Here is a 19,107-nt window from a genome sequence, read left to right on the forward strand (position 1 = left end):
AGGTTAATTTCTCATCTTGACTCTTGATTCTTTGCTCTTGACTCTATATAAATATGAATCTTAAAAGAATTTCCCCGGTACTGTTGATCATGATTGCTGGTCCGATGATTTTTTCGGCCTGCAAGCAAAAAGAAAAAGCAAAGACGGCTGTTGTATCCAGCGTTGTTCCGCAGAAAAAAAAGGCGGTATGCTGTGAGTCGAACATTCCCAGCAGGTTTAAGCCAACCCCTTTAGCGGGTGCGGCGGTGCTGGCCGGGCCGGATACCAGTCATAGCGGAATGGTTTGGATACCGGCCGGTACTTTTAGGATGGGGGCGGACAACAGCCAGGCCGAAAAGGATGAATATCCGAAACACCAGGTTACTGTTGATGGCTTTTGGATGGATCGTACCGAAGTAACCAACGCGCAGTTTGAAAAGTTTGTAAAAGCTAGCGGGTACATAACCACAGCCGAGCAAAAGCCGGATTGGAATGTACTTAAAAAACAACTGCCTCCAGGTACCGAAAAGCCTGCTGATAGTTTGCTGGTAGCTGCCTCGCTGGTGTTTGTACCTTCTAAACAACCGGTATCACTAAGCGATTACAGCCAGTGGTGGACCTGGAAAAAAGGTGCAAGCTGGAAACATCCGCACGGTCCGGGCAGTGATATCAAGGGAAAAGGCCATTACCCGGTAACGCAGGTGTCTTATGATGATGCGATAGCTTATTGCAAGTGGGCCGGTAAACGTTTGCCAACCGAAGCGGAATGGGAACATGCCGCCCGGGGAGGATTGAAGGATAATATATATCCATGGGGCAATGAAAAGGTGACCGATGGTAAACCCAAGGCAAATATATGGGAGGGTGATTTCCCGTACCGGAACACTCAGCGCGATCAATTTTATTATACCGCGCCGGTAAGTTCATTTGCGGCCAACGGTTATGGTTTGTATGATATGGCCGGGAATGTTTGGGAGTGGTGTGCCGACTTGTATGATTACCGGTATTATAATACTATCAATAAGCCTGAAGGAGTTAAAAACCCAAAGGGGCCATTAAAATCATACGATCCGGATGAGCCTTATGCGATAAAACGGGTAGTAAGAGGCGGCTCGTTTTTGTGTAACGACAGCTATTGCTCGGGCTTCAGGGTATCCCGGAGAATGAAAACCACCGAAGACAGCGGTATGGAACACCTGGGTTTTAGATGCGTAAAGAATTAAATAATGAATACCCCTAAATAAATAACAAGATATCAACAGGAAGGCATATGAAAAAATAATAACAAAACCGGCTCTATAAATAAGGGAAAAGCATTCGCTTTTCCCCTCCAGAATTAAAACAACGAAACAGGGATCGATTGGCGTTGAGCCTGTTTCAATGGTGTCATTTTAAACTATTCAAATTTATGCAAAATATTGCAAAAGTTGGGCAGGGCTTTCTATTGCCTCAATCCCGGCTTGTTCACCTGGTCACGGCCATAGCCGCCGACCTTTACTACCGGTACACCGGTAGCGGGCTTGTACTAAAAGCCGCTATATCGTCCAGTTTATTCACCAACTTAAACTACCAGGCGATATGAAAAAACTTTTATTCATCCCCATATTAGCTTTATTGCTTCCCGTTATTGTTTTTGCGCAGCAATCAACACAGCCCATTATCAATTCAAAATTAGTAGGCAGGGTATTGGATGGTTCCACCAAAGAACCATTGCCCGGCGCAGTAGTACGTATTGAAGGCACAACTCACGTAGTTTCTACAGATGTGGAAGGAAAGTTTAGTTTTGTTACCGGTCAGAAGTTTCCATATAAGCTTATTATCACCTTTATAGGTTACGAAACAAAGTCGTTCATTGCCGATGGCAGCCCTGTGGAGATCCTGATGAAAGACGCGCAAAGCCTGCTAAACCAGGTAGTAGTTGTTGGTTATGGATCACAAAAACGTAAAGACATTACAGGTTCTGTAGCCTCAGTACCACAACTGGCGCTGAAACAACCCATTCCCTCATTAGACCGGGCCCTGCAGGGTACCATATCGGGCATACAGGTAACACAAGCCACCGGGCAACCGGGAGCTGGCGTTAGTGTGCAAATCCGCGGTGTGAACTCCATTAACGCGGTAGCCGAACCCTTGTATATTATTGACGGTTTCCCTACATCCAACAGCAACTCGCTTACTGATGCTGGTGTAACCAATGGCCCTAAGATCAATCCTTTGGCTTCGCTTAGTACCTCTGATATCGAAAATATCGAAGTGCTGAAAGATGCTTCGGCCACGGCCATATACGGAACGCGCGGCGCTAACGGTGTAATTATCATCACTACCAAAAAAGGTAAATCGGGTGTGTCATCCATCAATTACGATGGCAGCTATGGCTGGCAAAATGTGATCAAAACCCTGCCATTGCTCAATTCCGATCAATGGGGCGCCTTGCGTAACGACGCGCTGGTTAATTCGGGTAAAAGCCCACAAACTGCCGCCCAGTTGAATCCTTATAATGTAAATACCGATTGGCAAAATGCCGCTTTCCGGGAAGGGAATACACAAAATCATAACCTGTCTATCCTTTCGGGTACAGATCGTACCAGGATCGCTTTTTCGGGCAATTATATGAAGCAGGATGGGATATTGCAAAATACCAATTTTGAACGCTACGCCGGTCGTGTGAACATAGAGCACGATTACAACGATAAACTTAAAATATCCTCCTATATCACCGGCAGCCGTATCAGTGCTCAAGTAGCGCCGGCAGGTGTTGTACCGGCGATATTATTGATGACGCCGACCACCCCGATATATAATACAGATGGATCCTTCTTTATGAAGAATATATTTGAGGGTAGTTATGGTAACCCCATCAATACGTTGTATAACCAAACCAATACCACTACTACCAGCAGGGTTTTGGGTAATATCTCCGGCGACTACAAGATCACCCCAGACCTGACTGCACGTGTTTTAGCTGGTGTGGATCTGATCGACAATAAACAAAACCGTTATTTGCCATCCACCGTTTATGAAGGCCAGGGCTATTCGGGTATTGGTGAAGTAGGTACGCTGAATTCCTTTAACTGGTTGAACGAAAACACGCTGACCTATACCAAGAAACTGGGCAGGAGTAACCTGAATATACTGGCAGGCTTTACCCAGCAAAAGTTTAAAGCCGAAGGTGCTATTACCGGTTCATCGGGTTTTGTAAGCGATTACGATACGTATAACAACCTGGGCTCGGGTAGTATCACTTCCGTTTCTGGCAGTGGCTTTGCTATAGCGCCATCCTCTTCCTCCAATATCTGGGCGCTAAAATCATACCTGGCCCGTGTTAACTACGGCTTCGACAGCAAATACCTGTTAACATTGACCCTTCGCGCCGATGGTTCTTCCAAATTTGCTCCGGGTCATCAATGGGCATCGTTCCCATCGGCGGCTATCGCCTGGAATGCTTCGAGCGAAAATTTCCTGAAAAACGTGGAGCAGATCAGTCAGCTTAAATTCAGGCTGAGCGCCGGGCAAACCGGTAACAGCGATATCCCCGCGTACCAGTCGTACTCGCAACTGGGTTATTACCGCTATAACTTTGGTAATACTACCGTGGCTGGTTTTGCACCAAACAGTTTGGCTAACCCCAACCTTACCTGGGAAAAAACAACCCAATATGATTTTGGCTTCGACCTGGGCCTGCTGAAAGACAGGATCACGCTTACTGCCGATATCTACTATAAAAAGACAACCAATTTGCTGCTGTATCTGCCATTACCGGCTACAAGCGGGCTTACCATTATTACCAATACAGCTATCACTAATCCGCAGCAGTATGAGAACGTGGGTTCGGTACAAAATAAAGGCTTTGAGCTAAGCCTGAACTCGCATAACCTGACCGGTTCATTTGTATGGAATACCAGCCTGGTGTTTGCTGTGAACCGTAATAAAGTACTGAGTTTGGGTGGTAACGGTGTAAACCAGTTTATTCCGGATTCGTCCCTGCCATCTATTTTAAAGGTAGGCGAACCTATTGGTTCATTCATAGGGTATAAAACCAATGGACTGATCCAGGCCGGTGGACCTGCGCTTACCCCGGCAGCCAATACTTCACCAGGTGGTCAGGCTTATGTAGACATCAATGGCGACGGCAAGATCACGCAATCAGCCGATCGTGTGATCCTGGGCAACGCGCAACCTAAGTTTACAGGCGGCCTTACCAATACGTTCTCTTATAAAGGTGTCGACTTGAGTATCTTCCTGCAAGGTTCATACGGTAACAAAATATACAACCAGCAGCGCAACGTACTGGAACTGGGCACGGGCTATACCAATGCCACCACTACTTTACTAAACCGCTGGACACCAACCAATACCAATACCGATGTGCACAGCGCCTTCCAGGATCCTGCACCAACCATTTCTGACAGGTTTATCGAAAACGGCTCATACCTGCGCTTAAAAAGCCTGAGTTTGGGTTATACTATCCCAACATCGGTTGTATCCAAGTCGCCTATTAAAAAGATCAGGATCTACATAACCGCGCAAAACCTGGCCACCTGGACCAAATACACCGGGTATGATCCGGAGGTAAGTAGTAACGAACAGTCGGCTATTACTTCGGGTGTCGATAACGGGGCTTACCCCAACAGTAAATCCATTATTGCCGGGTTAGGTATCACCTTATAATATGATCAACATGAAACTCCATAATATCAAATATCTCATTATACTGTTTGCCTTTGGCGCTACTTCCTGTGCCAAGCTGAATGAAGATCCGCGATCTTTTATTCCGGCAAACCAGTTCTATAAAACACAGGCCGACGCAGTAGCCGCGGTTACGGCTGCATACTCACTGTTAAACGCTGGTTCCAACGCTGTCCAGACACCATATAACACGCTGTTTAATACCGGCATGAACTTTATGGCCGATGATGAAGGACCCGGTCCGGGCGCTACCAATGCCGATGTGCGTTCACAGGCGGTACTGGGGCATTCATCAGCAGGTTTACGGATCCTGCAGATTTGGCAGCAGCATTACGCCGCTATAAAAAAAGCCAATATCGCTATTGATACTATACCGCACATCCAGTTTGATGCCACGCTGAACAAAAGATTGGTGGCCGAGGCTAAATTTTTGAGAGCACTATTTTACTTTAACCTGGTGCGTTTGTATGGCGATGTACCATTGGTGCTGCACGATCAAACTTCCATTAATTTATCGGATCTCCAGGTACCAAGAACAGCCGCCGCAACGGTTTACAAACAAATAGAAACCGACCTGACAGCTGCCGCGACCGATCTGCCAAATACTTACACCGGTGCCGATGTGGGCAGGGCAACCGCGGGTGCTGCCAATGCGCTGCTGGCCAAAGTTTATCTGACCGAGCGCCAGTGGGCCAAAGCAGTAACCCAGGCCGAAACGGTGATCAATGGCCCTTATGGCTATGATTTGTTTACTAATTACGCCGATGTGTTTTTACCGGCTTCTAAAAATGGTAGGGAACATATCTTTTCGGCTCAATTTAAAGCCAATTCGCAGGGGCAGGGTAATAACCAGGCACCTCGGGCCATCCTAAACGCTATACCGGGTATGGTAAGCAGTTATGCCGATCAGGTAGTATTTTACTCGGTGCCCGATGCTACCAAGCCAAGCGGAACAGACAAATTTTTCAGTATCTATAAATTGTATCCGGCCAACGATAAAAGGAAGCGTGTAAGTTTTGTGACCCGTTTCCAGAGCCCCAGCACCAACCTTTGGTATGGCAAACTGAATGATAACAGCATCCCGGGTGATTCTACACCGTTTTTTAATAAATATTACGATCCCAATGTGGTTGCCAATGAGGCCGAATCTGGTGCCAATGTGCCTATCATTCGGTTTTCGGAAGTGTTGCTGATCCATGCTGAGGCCGAAAATGAGCTCAATGGACCGACCACAAAAGCATATGCCTCAGTAAATAGGGTACGCAAACGCGCCGGACTGGATGACCTTTCTGGCCTTACACAGGCGCAGTTCCGCGATGCAGTTTACCTGGAGCGCCGACTGGAATTTGTGTTCGAGTACCAGCGTTGGTTCGATCTGATCAGAGAGCGGGACGCCAGTGGTAATGGTATACTGGAAGCCAGCTTGCTCAAAGTAGGTAAAACCAATGTGACCAAAGGGGCCGCGGGTAAATTTTACCTGTTCCCCATTCCGCAGCAGGAAATTGATAACAGTAACGGTAAGCTTACCCAAAACCCGGGCTGGCAGTAATCATCGGCCTCACCCAACCCTCTCCAAAGGAGAGGGCTTAAAATTGGATAGTTAAACGATTAAAATATCAATGCTATGAAAAGAACATTTTTCGTTTTTTTAATGCTCATCGGAGGGGTAACCGTGGTTTTCGGACAAACATCTGCAACTGATCAGGGTTCGCACGCGGTTGACCCAAGGGTAAGTGCTGCTGTGTTCCAGGTGCTCGACGAGTATATGGCCACTTTTAACGCCAAAGATCTGGCCGGTTGGGAACGTACCTATCAGTTTCCGCATTACCGGTTGGCCAGCGGTAAAATGTCGGTACTGGAAAAAGCAGGCTTGCGCGACCCAGCTAAAGTGTTTGGCGAGCTGCAAAAGACCGGCTGGGGTCATAGTCAATGGGATCATCGAAACATTATCCAGGCATCGGCAGATAAGGTACATGTTGATACGGAATTTTCACGCTACCGCGCTGATGGCAGCCTGATAGGTCACTATGAGTCGCTGTATATCCTCACCAAAGAAGATGGCCGTTGGGGTATCAAGTTCAGATCAAGTTATGCCGAATAATACTTAAACATTAAACATGAAAAAGTTCATCATCATCATTACGCTGTTACTATTTTTTGCAAGCTCTGCTTTACATGCACAGCAAATGTACGTACAAACTCATTCTGACAAAATCGCGGTAACACCCGCGATCGAAAAAAAACTGCTTGACGATATAGCACAAGGTAAAGCATACCTGGTAGATGTACGTACGCCAGAGGAGTATAACCTGAAGCATTTAAAATATGCCGCAAATATCAATATCAAATCGGCCGATTTTGCGGATCAGGTTAAAAAGCTGGATAAAAACAAACAAGTATATCTGTATTGTCATTCTGGTAACAGAAGCGGCAGGGCTACCGATTCCCTACAAACGCTGGGTTATCATTTAAGCTATAACATTGGCGGGCTTGACAGTTTAACCAAAGCCGGTTTCCCGGTACAATAAAACTAATACATAAACCAAACAGATCATGATAAATTTAAAAGAACTCAGCCAAAAGCTCCCCGCATATTTTAAAACGGGTAGCAGCAAAATATGGCCGGTTGTCCTGGCTATCGGCATCTTCGGGTCGCAAAGCCTAAAAGCGCAAAATACTCAGCCATTTGGTGGCACGGTAGGGAAAACGCTTAATGATTCAAAGGAGTGGTGGCCTGAGCCTCATAAAGCGCCTGCCGGCGCGCCAAACGTGCTGTGGATCATATTGGATGATGTAGGCTTTGGCGCCACAAGCACCTTTGGCGGTATCATCAAAACACCAAATTTTGATACGCTGGCTAATAACGGCTTGCGGTATACCAATTTCCACACTGCAGGTATCTGCGCGCCAACACGTTCGGCCCTGCTTACCGGGCGTAACCATCATTATGTTCACGAGGGCGGATTTTCGCATGTGGTTTTATCGGCCGGATTCCCGGGTTATGATGGTCGTATCCCATCTGATAAAGGAACTGTTGCCGAAATATTACGCGAGAATGGTTACAATACTTTTGCTGTGGGCAAATATGGTTTAACGCCCGATGAGGACGCCACCGATGCTGGTCCGTTTGACCGCTGGCCAACTGGTAAAGGTTTTGATCATTTCTTTGGATTCCTGGGTTCAGCAACGGATCAGTACAAACCCGATCTGGTAGAAGACAACGCCCATGCCACACCCGATGGTCGCCACCTTAATGAACAGATCACCGATAAGGCTATCTTTTATCTTACCCGTCAGCATAAAGTAGCACCTGATAAACCTTTCTTCCTGTACTATGCGCCCGGGGCAACCCATTCACCGCACCAGGTAGCCAAGGAGTGGAGCGATCTGTACAAAGGTCAGTTTGATTCTGGTTGGGATGATTTCCGCGAAAAAGTGATCGCGCGGCAAAAAAAGCTGGGCATCATACCGGCTTACGCTAAATTGCCAGAACGCAATACCCGTATCCCAGCCTGGAAATCGCTTCCACCGGCCGAACAAAAACTATACGCCCGTTTTATGGAAGTGTATGCCGGTTACCTGACCTATACCGATCATGAGGTTGGGCGTTTGTTGGGTTATCTGAAACAAAGCGGTCAACTGGATAACACCCTGGTATTTGTGATCATCGGCGATAATGGCGCCAGTAAAGAAGGTACCTTACACGGAGAGATCAACCCTAAAAAGAATTCTGCCAAATTGCTTGCCGAGGCTCCTTATCTGAAAACCAATATCGAAGATATTGATGATATAGGCACGCCGCAGGCCTCAACTAATTATCCATTGGGCTGGGCACAGGCAGCCAATACGCCATTTAAATACTGGAAACAGGATGCCAATTCTGAAGGCGGTACCCGTAACCCGCTTATTGTTTACTATCCAAAAGGCATTAAAGACAAGGGAACCATCCGCACGCAATACGGCCATGTGATCGACGTGCTGCCAACTACATTGGAATATACCGGCGTTAAATTGCCAGAGTATATCCGGGGGATTAAACAGGATACGCTGCAAGGCACATCGCTGGTTTACTCCTTTGATCATCCGGAAGCAGCCAACAAGCATAAAATACAGCATTACTACATATTTGGCTCGCGCTCCATTTATAGTGATGGCTGGAAAGCCGAGGCGGCGCATCACCCGGATTATGTGGAACTGAACGACTTTACCGTTGGCAAAGAGGTACCCGATATCAGCTTTGATAATGATGTATGGGAACTGTATAACTTGAATGACGACTTTAACGAGCGTGTTGACCTGGCCAAGAAATATCCCGAAAAGCTAAAAGAACTGAAAGCGGTATTCGAGGAGCAGGCCCAAAAGAACAACCTGTATCCGTTTATCGACTGGTACGATGTTTATCACCGGAGGATTCATCAGAATTATAAGAAATAATTTGAGGGAGCAAGGATTTTTGGAACAAAGAACAAGGATCCTTTGGAACATGGATAAATAGAGCAAAGAAAAAGGACAAAAAATAAAAAACGCGTCATTGCGAGGTAAATTCGATCAGAAGGTATTAATCCAATAATATAAACCTATCCATATGAAACAAGATCATAAAAAAACGTTCGTGGCAATAGTAATTGCCCTGGGTTTTGCGCTGCCAGCCGTGGCGCAATATGGACCCGTAGCCCCGGCGAACATTCCGCCATCAACGCCATCAACCTACAAAGGGATTGTGGGCAAAACCCTGGCCGAATCAAAAGAATGGTGGCCCAAGCCGCTTAAGGCCCCTAAAGGCGCGCCAAACGTGGTGTGGATATTATTGGACGATGTTGGCTTTGGCGCTTCGGCCACATTTGGCGGATTGATCAATACCCCCAACTTTGATACGCTGGCCAACAATGGTTTGCGTTATACCAATTTCCATACAGCGGGTATCTGCGCGCCAACACGGTCGTCCTTGCTAACGGGGCGTAACCATCATTATGTGCATGTGGGGAATTTTTCGCATGCCTCAACCGCGGCAGGTTTCCCGGGTTACGATGGTAGGATCCCGGCAGATAAGGGTACCATTGCCGAAAATCTGCGCGAAAATGGTTACAGCACTTTTGCAGTAGGCAAGTGGGGCGTAACACCCGATGAGGATACTACGGCTGTTGGTCCGTTTGATCGCTGGCCAACAGGTAAAGGTTTTGATCACCACATCGGTTTCCTGGAGTCGGCTACCGATCAGTATAACCCACCGCATTTGGTGGAGGATAATTTCCATATCAAACCCGATGGACGTAACCTGAACGAGGTGATCACCGATAAGGCTATAGCCTATATTGATGCGGCCCATAAAGCAGCGCCCGACCGGCCTTTCTTTTTATACTATGCGCCGGGTGCCACCCATGCGCCGCACCAGGTTAGCAAGGAGTGGAGCGACCTGTACAAAGGTAAATTTGACGAGGGCTGGGATGTATACCGCGAAAAGGTTTTTGAAAATCAGAAAAAGGCCGGTTATATTCCCGCTTATGCCAAACTGCCTGAGCGCAACGAGCGCATACAAGCCTGGAAGAGCTTGCCAGTCGATCAGCAAAAACTGTATGCCCGTTTTATGGAGGTTTACGCGGGATACCTTACCTATATCGACCACCAGGTTGGTCGGGTGATCAGCTATCTCAAAGCATCCGGTCAGTTTGATAATACATTGGTGTTTGTGATGATAGGGGATAATGGCGCCAGCAAGGAAGGAACCTTCCATGGGGTGATAAATCCCAAAAATTCAGCATTGACCACACCAGAAGCTGATTATATCAAAAAGAATGAAAGTGATTACGAGTCCATCGGCACGCCAGAGGCTTCAACCAACTATCCGCTGGGTTGGGCGCAGGCAGCCAATACACCGTTCAAATATTGGAAATCTGATGCCGACGCCGAAGGTGGTACGCATAACCCGTTGATCGTTTATTACCCTAAGTTGATCAAGGAGAAAGGTGGCATCCGCACGCAATACGGCCATGTTTCGGATATATTCCCAACTACGATTGAAGCCGCAGGTTTAAAATTGCCGGAGTATATCAAAGGGATTAAGCAGGATACATTGCAGGGCAAATCCTTGTTCAGTTCGTTTAATAACGCGCAGGCACCAACGCTGCATACCAAGCAGTATTACTACATCTTCACTTCCCGCTCTATTTATAAAGATGGCTGGAAAGCCGAAGCCGCGCATCGTCCGGATAATATCGATCTGCTCAATTTTCCGCAGGGCAAAACCTTGCCAGAGCGTAATTACGACAAGGATGTATGGAAACTATACAACCTGAACGAAGATTTTAATGAGCGTGTTGACCTGGCTAAAAAATATCCCGAAAAACTCAAAGAGCTGAAAGATCTTTTTGATGCCGAGGCCAAAAAGAACAACATCTACCCCTTTATTGACCGCGATGATATCAACAATAAAAGGATCCATCATTTAGAAAACAATAATTAATGATCATGAAAAAATTAAAAAGCTTTTTACTGGCTGTAATAGTTACAGCCACAGGCGTTGTCCATGCGCAAACCGCTAAACCCCTGTTGTCATTGGAGGCTTTTGCCGCCAAGCTTAACCAGTCTAAAAACGTGCAGATACTGGATGCACGTTCGGCCGAAGAATTTGTACAGAACCACATCAAGGGGGCTGTTAATGTTGATGCGAAAGCCGCCGATTATCAGCAACGCCTGGATGCTCTTTCTAAAGACAAGCCAACCTTTGTTTACTCTATAGCGAATGGTCGCAGCAAGGTTTTATCCAATGAATTGCGTGCAAAAGGCTTTACGGATGTAGAGGAACTTCCGGGTGGTTTAGCCAACTGGATAGGTTCTGGTTACCCTATTATTTCGACCACTAAAAAAGGTGTTTCTTTAACCAAAGCACAGTTTACCGAGCTCACCGGATCATCGCAGTTGGTACTGGTTGATTTTGGTTCGAGATATTGCGGCGCCTGCAAAAAACTGGTACCCGTACTGGATTCGCTGAAAGCAAAAACAGGTTTTACGCCAAAGATCATCAGTATTGAGGTATATGATAATACAGCCCTGGCCAAAGAATTGAAAGTAAACGTACTGCCAACCCTGGTACTATATCAAAACAAAAAAGAGGTCTGGAAAAAGCAAGGTTTTTCGTCGGTTGCCCAGGTTGAAGCCGTGGTGAATCAAACCAAAACCGGTTTAGCGAGCGTGAAATAGTTTTATTGTTTTAGCGACGCCGATGCCACAACAAATAAAATAAAGCTCGTCATTGCGAGCGTAGCGTGGCAATCCCCGATATACAGAGCGTCTCTGTAAGTCGGGGATTGCCATGTCGTTCCTCCTCGCAATGACGGGTATTAATATTAATTTTTCACCCTCTTTCCGCCGCAGGCGAAGAGAGGGTCGATAAGCGCAGCGATGTCGGGGTGAGTCCTCGCCGTCCTGCAGTTTCGTGTTTATATATCCCACCACCAACCACCATGTTAAAACGTATAGCTTACCTTGTTTTATTCCTGCTTCACGGCAATATAGCCTTCGCCCAAAAACAACCCACCAAACCCAATATCGTGATCATTTTAGCCGATGATATGGGCTTTGCGGATCTGGGTTGTTTTGGCTCCGAGATCCATACGCCCAACATAGATAGGTTGGCAAAGGAGGGTTTAAAAATGACCCAGTTTTATAATGCCGGCAGGTGCAGCCCATCACGCACATCGCTATTAACCGGTTTATACCCGCACCAGGCCGGAGTAGGCGATATGGTAAAATATAAAGGATCGCCGGCGTACCAGGGTTATCTGAATGATCATTGCGCCACCATTGCCGAATTGCTGAAAACACAAGCAGGTTATAATACCATCGTATCGGGCAAGTGGCATGTAGGTTTGCCGCCATCGGCCCTGGCCTTTAATCGCGGATTCGACAGATCATTCACCATGCTCAATAATGGCAGCAGTTATTTTAATTCTGCCCCACTTTATAATGATGGCAGTAAGATCACCTTTATGCTGAACGATAAAGAGATCACGCGAAACGATACTTCCAAATATCTCACCCAAGCCATTACCGATTTTGCTACGCAATCATTGGAGCAGATCAAAGGTGATAAAGCCCCGTTTTTTTTATATGTGGCTTACAATGCTCCACATTGGCCCATTCAGGCATTGCCGCAGGACATAGCCCGTTATAAAGGCAAATACCTCAAAGGCTGGGACAAGCTGCGCAAACAACGTTACGAAAAACTATTGGCCAGCGGCATCATCAAAAAATACTGGAAACTATCAGCCCGCGATAGCCGTGCTCCCAGCTGGGATTCATTATCGCCCGAAGAAAAAGATAAATGGGATACCCGTATGGCCATTTATGCGGCTATGATAGATAGGATGGATGCCGGAGTAGGTGAGATCATGAACAAGCTGAAACAATTGGGAAAGGATAAAAACACTATCGTGCTTTTTGCATCAGATAATGGTGGTAGCGCCGATGAGGTAAAAAGTCTGGCCACCGTGATACAAAAGAATGGCACGCCCGGTTCAGTAAATTCTATCGACAGTTACGAGATCCCCTGGGCCAATGTGAGCAATACACCGTTTAGGTTATTTAAAAGAAATACGCACGAAGGCGGCATTGCCACGCCCTTTATTGCCTGGTTCCCGGATGTTATAAAAGCAGGTAGTACCAATATGCAGCCTGCCCATTTTATCGATATCATGCCTACCTGTCTTGATCTGGCCGGAGTTACTTATCCGCAGGAATTTAAAAACAGGCAATTGACGCCGCTGGAAGGCTTTAGCCTGAAAAACGTACTACTCAACAAGCCCTGGAATGGCCACGACGCCATCTTTTGGGAACATGAAGGCAGCCGCGCTATCCGAAAAGGGAACTGGAAACTGGTTGCCGAAATTGATCAGCCCTGGGAGCTTTATGATCTTGATGCCGATCGCTCGGAGACTAATAATCAGGCAAACCAATATCCGGATAAAGTAAAAGCATTGGAAGCCGAATACCTGCAATGGGCACAAAAAGTTGGCGTGGTTGACTGGAACAAGATCAAGTCATTGTAACAAAAATAATAACAGATACGGCTTGCAAAGTAAAATGGCAATCGGTTACTTTGGATAAATTACATAAACCTGTATGAGACCTTTCCAGGGCAAATTATCTACTAAGCTGATATGGCTTATATTACTTTTTTCCACACTAAATGCCAGGGCGCAGCAACGGCCAAATATCATTTTTGTACTGGCTGATGATATGGGCTACTCCGATCTGAGTTGTTATGGAAGCCCGGTCATCAAAACGCCTTTCCTGGATAAAATGGCCCAAAAAGGGGTACGCGAAACCAATTATGTAGTGTCCAGCCCAAGTTGTACGCCATCAAGAGCATCATTACTGACGGGGCGTTATGCTTCGCGGATGAATCTTCCTTATCCTATTCCCCCGGGATCGGAGTTGGGGCTGCCCGATCAGGAAGTAACCATTGCCGAAATGCTGAAGGCTGTGGGTTATAAAACCGCCATGATAGGTAAATGGCACCTGGGCGATCATAAGCCTTATAATCATCCCATGGCACAGGGTTTCGATTCTTATTATGGTCTTTTATATAGCCATGATTACAGGGCTCCATATGTAAAAACAGATACCACACTTAAAATATTCAGGGGGCATAAACCAGAGGTAATCAAGCCTGCCGATTCATCCCTTATTGATCTGTACAAGAACGAGGCCATCAGATACATTAAAGAACAAAAGAAAGGCAAACCGTTTTTTCTGTACCTGGCGCATAACGTGCCGCATTTGCCGGTTGCTTTTGCTTCCTCGCAACAGAATAAAGGCCGTTCAGATGGTGGTCACCTGGGTGATGTGGTAGAGCAACTTGATGCCAGTCTGGCCGAGGTTTGGGCACAGCTGGAAAAACAAGGCCTTGCCGATAATACCATATTTATGTTTTCAAGCGATAACGGACCGTGGATCGAGTTTCCGTCGCGCATGTCTGGTGATGGCGCTACCAAACCCTGGGATGCCGGTACTGCAGGCGTTTTCCGCGGCAGCAAGGGGCAAAGTTATGAGGGCGGCGTTCGCGAACCGTTTATCGTTTACTGGAAAAATCATACCCTGGTTGGGGCATCTATCACCAGCATGGTGAGCAACCTGGATGTATTGCCAACCCTTGCCCAATGGGTAAATGCGCCATTGCCAAAAGGTCGGGTGCTCGATGGTCAGTCTATCTCGGATGTATTATTGGGGAAAGGCGGTCGTCACCCTAAACACAGGGAGATCTATTATGTAAACAACGGTATTTGTGAGGCTGTACGGCAGGGGGATTGGAAGTACCGGGAAGTAAAATCGGCCAATACTAATACAGGGATATCCAACCAGGCACAGGAATCTAAAATAGAATTGTTTAACTTGTCATACGATCCAAGCGAACGAACCAATGTTATTCAGGAATACCCTGAAAAAGCAAAGGAACTGAAAGTTTTATTCGATAAGTTCCCTGGTAAAACGGAGAATTAAAAATGATAAAGATGAACATCAATCCTGCAATGCGTTATAAATTTCTCTGTTTGATATTATCCCTGCCCTTATCAGGTATGGTGATGGCTCAGTCCCCGGCAAATAATGATGCCGGTCAAAAAGAGCGGACTTACCTGGTTAAATCTTTGGTGAGGATAGCCGATCCGGTATTGACCGCCTTGAGCAAAAATCAACTCAAGCAGCAAATGCCGGTAGAAGCAAAAACCGGCGACCGTAAAAATTATACGTACCTGGAAGCGTTTGGTCGCCTGCTGGCGGGCATGGCTCCCTGGTTGGAATTGGGCCCCGATCAAACTCCCGAAGGCATATTGCGCAAAAAATATATCGAACTGGCACGTGTGGGACTTCATAACGCCACAGATCCAGGCAGTCCCGATTTTATGAATTTTAACAAAGGCGCCCAACCCGTGGTTGATGCCGCTTTTTTGGCCCAGGCTTTATTGCGTGCGCCGCATCAATTATGGGATCCTTTAGATGCAGTGACAAAAGCAAATATTATTGCCGCGTTTAAATCCTCGCGGGTTATTACACCCGAATATAATAACTGGCTGCTGTTCAGCGCTACTATTGAGGCTGCCTTGCTGAAATTTGATAATTATGGCGACAGGATGCGGATGGATTACGCCATCAGGCAGCACCAACTTTGGTACAAAGGTGATGGCTTGTATGGCGATGGCGCCGATTTTCATTGGGACTACTACAATAGCTTTGTGATACAGCCTATGCTTCTGGATGTGTTACAGACTTTACAAAATGTAGGCATCGATCAAAAATCAACTTACGACACTGCCTTGAAACGCGCCCGCCGTTATGCCGCTATTCAGGAGCGATTGATATCGCCCGAAGGTACTTATCCGCCTATTGGCCGTTCCCTGGCTTATCGTTTTGGTGCGTTCCAACTTTTATCAAAAATTGCTTTGATGCACGCTTTGCCTGATGCGGTTAAACCTCAACAGGTGAGAGCGGCTTTGTATACGCTGATCAAAAGACAGTTGGAAGCTCTTGGTACTTTTGATGATAAAGGCTGGTTGCAGGTCGGGTTATACGGTCATCAGTCCAATATTGGCGAAGGATATATATCGACAGGAAGCCTTTACCTTTGTTCCGAAGCTTTTCTGATACTGGGTTTACCACCATCCGACGAGTTTTGGCAAAAGACCGACGAGGACTGGACCGCCAAAAAGGTGTGGAAAGGAACGGATGTCGAAACGGATCATGCAATTGACTGATCGGAGATCTTGTCAATTGCTGGCCTGTTTTGTTTGTAATATCTGGACTATTTGAGTAGTCCAATAATGTCTGAAATTAGATGATAATTAATCTAAGCAGACATGAAACTTATGGAACCAGTAAAAAACACTTGCTGTACCTGTGGTACACAATATAAAGCAGCCCTGTCATCACCAGAGTGTTGCCCGATATGTAATGACGATCGGCAATACCTGACCGAAGATGGTCAAACCTGGACTAATTCCGCCGAAATTTTGGCCAATCACCAGGTATTGATCACAGAGCTTAGCCCGACTCTTTTCTCTTTACAGGTAACACCTTTATTCGCGCTGGGAAACAGGGCTTTACTAACACTTTCGCCTGAAGGAAATATTTTGTGGGATTGCATTCCGTTGCTTAACCAGGAGGTCATTGATTTTATCAGATCAAAGGGAGGAATAAAAGCCATCGCATTTTCGCACCCACATTTTTACAGCAATGTGAACGAGTGGGCGCAAACCTTTGATTGCCCGGTTTATATTAATGCTGCTGATGAGCAATGGATGCTTAACAAAGGGCCGCGTATCACATTTTGGGAGGGAGCCGAACAACAACTGTGGGATGGTATCTCCATCATCAACACCGGTGGGCATTTCCCGGGTAGTAGCGTGTTGCGGGTGCCGGGCTTATCAGCAGAAGGCGCATTGCTTACCGGTGATAGCATCTATGTGGCCAAAAGTAAAAAACATTTGGCCTTTATGTATAGCTATCCCAATGTTATTCCCTTGCCAGAAAAAGAACTGGCTGAGGTGATTAAACGGGTTGAACAGATAAGGTTTGATACTATTTATGGCGGTTTCGAATGGCAGAATTTAACGCAGGTAGCCAGGGAAGTTTTCAAATCATCTGTGAAACGATATGGGATTAGTTTAGAAGCCCCGGTATATTAATGAACTGAAAAGTATAAGTGGTTGTAACGAAATGCTTTGGTGTGCCGTAAGGGTTATAAACCTGCATTTTATGAAATCACTTAAACCCAATTTTATCAGTACTTTATATGGCATGTTGATTTGTACCGTACTGATCACCGGGGCATGCAAAAAGGAAAAGAAACCGGTAATTGAGCCTGTTAAAAATCTTGTTGGAGGATGGGTAGATATAAGCCAGACGGCCAATTTTGAGACTCACTTAAATTTCGGGGGACTTGGAGAATTTACCTATACGTTAGTCCATTATGGCAACCCAACTACTCAAACTTCATATACCGGGACTTATATAATAAAAGGAGATAGTTTAAAAGTTACGATCAAAGAAATGGCTGAGCAAAATGGCCAAAATCCTGTAGTTAAAACGCCAAGTAATGTCAAGCTTTATGATAATGCCACATTTACGCTTGATGCGAACCTATTAACCTTAAAATATATCACCTATCCGGCCGACGCCCCCGTATTAACTGAATTTAAATTTCACAGGCAGTTACCTGATTAATGATACAACATAAAAAAGGCCTGCTCAATTGAACCGGGCCTTTTTTATGTGTTAATTGAGCCAAATAAGCGGATGCCTTACCGGTAAGTTTCTGATGATCTCTTCATCGGTAGGTGCATGATCCAGCTTTTTCCAGGTATCAAGCCACTCGGCATCGCCATAGGCGGCTGCCCCAAACACTAAGGAGGGTTGTGCCACCGGCCAGCTTTCCCAGTGCATTACATCATGTGCATATGGCCATGCGTTTTTATCTTTTAAAAAGGGATGTAAAAATTCTATCCCTTTTTTGATAGAGCGGCCATCTGGTGTTTGATAGGTCCACAAATTATCGTTTTTGTCGCTCAATATCTGACACAACGTGGTCATGGCATCCAGGTTAAATATCGAATAGCCATAAGGTTTCGTGCGCTTAAGCTCTAAAGGGAAACTACCATCGGCAGCTATCTGGCTGGGTAGTAATACTTCTTTAAAGCGGTTACGGCAAAAATCCATCACCTCCTTATTGCCCGTAAATTTGGCAAAGCAAGCGGTTTGCATAGCCCAGCAAGTACCATGATTGTTTTTGGCGTTCATTTCGTCCTTGCCATATGGATGAGTGGTAAGCCAGGTGATATATTGGCTAAACCATCCTTTGATTCCTTTTAGCGTTTGCTGATCTATCAAGGGAGAATTTTGCATCGCTTCCAGACCCTGAACCACCTCCATTAATTGTATGGTATCAATAATACCTATACCGCGACCGGTGGCCACGCCTTTGATGGCTTGAGCATATTGAAGGTTAGGGCTCATCATGGTTTCGGGGGTAATGAACCAGGCTTTCAGGTGCCAGAGCGCCTGCTTCACATACTTTTTATCGCCGGTGATCTGATAAGCCGATGCCAGGGCGCCAATGATACGGCTGAAACGGATCATAGCCAGGCGGTGCGCCACAAAATTCTGCGGATTGGTCAATCCATCCTTTTGTATGTACGGACCATTTGGGTCCTGCGGATTTGGCCACCAGTAATCCCCTTCGGAATAAAAATCGTGCTTGCCTCCTGAGCTGCGCGGACAGGTTTCGGCGGTAACTGTTACCGGGTCCTGTTTAAGCGCCCATGTGGCTTCTTTTAATATATCGGCCTTTAATGTGGCTGTTACCTGTTGTTTAACAGGCAACCCTGTGTTTGTTTGCCAGCTTAGCAAAAGCAGGGGCAAACAAAGAAGTAATAGATACCGTATTTTAAACAT

Annotated in this window: 15 protein-coding genes; 14 read left to right on the plus strand and 1 reads right to left on the minus strand. The window is 46.2% G+C overall.

Features of this window, described 5'->3' with window-relative positions; all coding sequences use genetic code 11:
• Positions 1 to 53 precede the first annotated feature (53 nt).
• The 14 genes from AC57BQ_RS05150 to AC57BQ_RS05215 all read left to right on the plus strand — a co-directional run bounded on the left by AC57BQ_RS05150 (position 54) and on the right by AC57BQ_RS05215 (position 17,880).
• Complete coding sequence (locus AC57BQ_RS05150) at positions 54 to 1,202, plus strand: formylglycine-generating enzyme family protein (RefSeq protein ID WP_496405245.1); 1,149 nt, start codon at positions 54 to 56, stop codon at positions 1,200 to 1,202.
• A gap of 185 nt (positions 1,203 to 1,387) precedes the next feature.
• On the plus strand, positions 1,388 to 1,561 hold the full coding sequence (locus tag AC57BQ_RS05155; protein WP_176852066.1) for a hypothetical protein: 174 nt from the start codon (positions 1,388 to 1,390) through the stop codon (positions 1,559 to 1,561).
• A complete protein-coding gene (locus AC57BQ_RS05160; protein WP_496405246.1) occupies positions 1,558 to 4,647 on the plus strand; it encodes a SusC/RagA family TonB-linked outer membrane protein in 3,090 nt (1,029 codons plus the stop codon). Before AC57BQ_RS05155 ends, AC57BQ_RS05160 begins: the two co-directional genes overlap by 4 nt.
• A gap of 10 nt (positions 4,648 to 4,657) precedes the next feature.
• Positions 4,658 to 6,214 (plus strand): RagB/SusD family nutrient uptake outer membrane protein, encoded by a 1,557-nt coding sequence (locus tag AC57BQ_RS05165; protein ID WP_496405247.1) that lies wholly within the window; start codon positions 4,658 to 4,660, stop codon positions 6,212 to 6,214.
• A 75-nt stretch (positions 6,215 to 6,289) separates the two neighbouring features.
• Positions 6,290 to 6,766 (plus strand): DUF6841 family protein, encoded by a 477-nt coding sequence (locus tag AC57BQ_RS05170; RefSeq protein ID WP_496405248.1) that lies wholly within the window; start codon positions 6,290 to 6,292, stop codon positions 6,764 to 6,766.
• Positions 6,767 to 6,782: 16 nt separating this feature from the next.
• A complete protein-coding gene (locus AC57BQ_RS05175) occupies positions 6,783 to 7,193 on the plus strand; it encodes a rhodanese-like domain-containing protein (RefSeq protein WP_496405249.1) in 411 nt (136 codons plus the stop codon).
• Between the two features lie 25 nt (positions 7,194 to 7,218).
• Positions 7,219 to 9,099 (plus strand): arylsulfatase, encoded by a 1,881-nt coding sequence (locus tag AC57BQ_RS05180; RefSeq protein WP_496405250.1) that lies wholly within the window; start codon positions 7,219 to 7,221, stop codon positions 9,097 to 9,099.
• 151 nt (positions 9,100 to 9,250) lie between these two features.
• Positions 9,251 to 11,125, plus strand: a complete 1,875-nt coding sequence (locus tag AC57BQ_RS05185) for an arylsulfatase (RefSeq protein WP_090469055.1) — start codon at positions 9,251 to 9,253, stop codon at positions 11,123 to 11,125.
• A gap of 5 nt (positions 11,126 to 11,130) precedes the next feature.
• Positions 11,131 to 11,862 (plus strand): thioredoxin domain-containing protein, encoded by a 732-nt coding sequence (locus tag AC57BQ_RS05190; protein ID WP_496405251.1) that lies wholly within the window; start codon positions 11,131 to 11,133, stop codon positions 11,860 to 11,862.
• Positions 11,863 to 12,125: 263 nt separating this feature from the next.
• The gene (locus tag AC57BQ_RS05195; RefSeq protein ID WP_496405252.1) at positions 12,126 to 13,709 is read left to right on the plus strand and encodes an arylsulfatase; all 1,584 of its coding nucleotides are present in this window, start codon (positions 12,126 to 12,128) and stop codon (positions 13,707 to 13,709) included.
• A gap of 73 nt (positions 13,710 to 13,782) precedes the next feature.
• Positions 13,783 to 15,162, plus strand: coding sequence for a sulfatase-like hydrolase/transferase (locus AC57BQ_RS05200; protein WP_496405253.1), 1,380 nt, complete (start codon positions 13,783 to 13,785; stop codon positions 15,160 to 15,162).
• A gap of 11 nt (positions 15,163 to 15,173) precedes the next feature.
• Positions 15,174 to 16,412, plus strand: coding sequence for a DUF2264 domain-containing protein (locus AC57BQ_RS05205; protein ID WP_496405254.1), 1,239 nt, complete (start codon positions 15,174 to 15,176; stop codon positions 16,410 to 16,412).
• A gap of 102 nt (positions 16,413 to 16,514) precedes the next feature.
• Complete coding sequence (locus AC57BQ_RS05210; protein WP_496405255.1) at positions 16,515 to 17,342, plus strand: MBL fold metallo-hydrolase; 828 nt, start codon at positions 16,515 to 16,517, stop codon at positions 17,340 to 17,342.
• Between the two features lie 70 nt (positions 17,343 to 17,412).
• Entirely contained in the window at positions 17,413 to 17,880 is a 468-nt protein-coding gene (locus AC57BQ_RS05215) for a hypothetical protein (RefSeq protein ID WP_496405256.1), read from the plus strand.
• 51 nt (positions 17,881 to 17,931) lie between these two features.
• On the opposite strand, the gene AC57BQ_RS05220 is transcribed toward AC57BQ_RS05215, so the two are convergent.
• On the minus strand, positions 17,932 to 19,107 hold the full coding sequence (locus AC57BQ_RS05220) for an alginate lyase family protein (RefSeq protein ID WP_496405257.1): 1,176 nt from the start codon (positions 19,105 to 19,107) through the stop codon (positions 17,932 to 17,934).

The sequence above is a fragment of the Mucilaginibacter sp. BGA-UO-ETr-C110 genome (genome assembly GCF_059567985.1).

What these genes read in the sequence shown, in the direction of transcription:
- AC57BQ_RS05150 (WP_496405245.1), top strand. Translation starts at nt 54, where the DNA reads ATGAATCTTAAAAGAATTTCCCCGGTACTGTTGATCATGATTGCTGGT.
- AC57BQ_RS05155 (WP_176852066.1), top strand. Translation starts at nt 1,388, where the DNA reads ATGCAAAATATTGCAAAAGTTGGGCAGGGCTTTCTATTGCCTCAATCC.
- AC57BQ_RS05160 (WP_496405246.1), top strand. Translation starts at nt 1,558, where the DNA reads ATGAAAAAACTTTTATTCATCCCCATATTAGCTTTATTGCTTCCCGTT.
- AC57BQ_RS05165 (WP_496405247.1), top strand. Translation starts at nt 4,658, where the DNA reads ATGAAACTCCATAATATCAAATATCTCATTATACTGTTTGCCTTTGGC.
- AC57BQ_RS05170 (WP_496405248.1), top strand. Translation starts at nt 6,290, where the DNA reads ATGAAAAGAACATTTTTCGTTTTTTTAATGCTCATCGGAGGGGTAACC.
- AC57BQ_RS05175 (WP_496405249.1), top strand. Translation starts at nt 6,783, where the DNA reads ATGAAAAAGTTCATCATCATCATTACGCTGTTACTATTTTTTGCAAGC.
- AC57BQ_RS05180 (WP_496405250.1), top strand. Translation starts at nt 7,219, where the DNA reads ATGATAAATTTAAAAGAACTCAGCCAAAAGCTCCCCGCATATTTTAAA.
- AC57BQ_RS05185 (WP_090469055.1), top strand. Translation starts at nt 9,251, where the DNA reads ATGAAACAAGATCATAAAAAAACGTTCGTGGCAATAGTAATTGCCCTG.
- AC57BQ_RS05190 (WP_496405251.1), top strand. Translation starts at nt 11,131, where the DNA reads ATGAAAAAATTAAAAAGCTTTTTACTGGCTGTAATAGTTACAGCCACA.
- AC57BQ_RS05195 (WP_496405252.1), top strand. Translation starts at nt 12,126, where the DNA reads ATGTTAAAACGTATAGCTTACCTTGTTTTATTCCTGCTTCACGGCAAT.
- AC57BQ_RS05200 (WP_496405253.1), top strand. Translation starts at nt 13,783, where the DNA reads ATGAGACCTTTCCAGGGCAAATTATCTACTAAGCTGATATGGCTTATA.
- AC57BQ_RS05205 (WP_496405254.1), top strand. Translation starts at nt 15,174, where the DNA reads ATGAACATCAATCCTGCAATGCGTTATAAATTTCTCTGTTTGATATTA.
- AC57BQ_RS05210 (WP_496405255.1), top strand. Translation starts at nt 16,515, where the DNA reads ATGAAACTTATGGAACCAGTAAAAAACACTTGCTGTACCTGTGGTACA.
- AC57BQ_RS05215 (WP_496405256.1), top strand. Translation starts at nt 17,413, where the DNA reads ATGAAATCACTTAAACCCAATTTTATCAGTACTTTATATGGCATGTTG.
- AC57BQ_RS05220 (WP_496405257.1), bottom strand. Translation starts at nt 19,107, where the DNA reads ATGTTTAAAATACGGTATCTATTACTTCTTTGTTTGCCCCTGCTTTTG.